1 protein-coding gene is annotated in these 706 nt (G+C 66.0%); it reads left to right on the forward strand.

The window, feature by feature from the left end; translation table 11 throughout:
• Nucleotides 1-157 precede the first annotated feature (157 nt).
• Nucleotides 158-706 (forward strand): transposase family protein (locus ACLQ24_RS29960; RefSeq protein WP_425895091.1); only part of this gene is annotated, 549 nt, incomplete at its 3' end.

Consider the following 706-nt stretch of genomic DNA (forward strand, 5'->3'; position numbering starts at 1 on the left):
TGAGGTGATCTCAGCAACGCATAACGGTTGATTGGCGCGACACGGACGAAGGCGGCGAGTCGGGCAGTTGTGGAAACAGGCGTGGAGCCATCGATAGACACGTCCTTGCGAAAGATCCACGTCTTCGAGAGGGCTCCACGTGATTGCCTATCGTGCCATGGTCGACGTTCCGAGGGAACTCGTGCAGCACCTCGCCCGGCTGCTGTACGCACAGCGCCGCGCCTGCGGCACCCGCCGTGACACTCGGGCGTTGACCTGCTTCTATCAGGCCCTGATGGTGCTCGTCTGGTTCCGCAAGGCCGAGGACATGACCCTGCTCGCCGCCGGCTTCGGTATCTCCCGGGCGACCGCCTACCGGTACCGCGACGAAGGCATCACGGTCCTCGCCGCCCAGGCGAGCGACCTGCACACCGCTCTGCGCCGGGCCGCCGCCGACGGTTGGTCTCACGTGATCCTCGACGGCAAACTGTTCGACTGCGACCGGCTCACCGAGACCACCCTGTCGGTCAAGGGCGACACGATCGACGCATGGTTCTCGGGAAAGCACCGCGACTTCGGCGCGAACATTCAAGCCGTCATGCGCCCGGACGGATTGCCGATCTGGACCTCCGCAGCGATGCCCGGGCACTTGCACGACACCAGCTGCGCCCGCGAACTCGGCGTCACCGCCGCTCTGAACTGGTCCGCCGCCGAACTCGACCTGCCC

The organism is Micromonospora sp. DT4 (assembly GCF_049841675.1).
In the GTDB taxonomy this organism is placed as follows: Bacteria; Actinomycetota; Actinomycetes; order Mycobacteriales; family Micromonosporaceae; genus Micromonospora.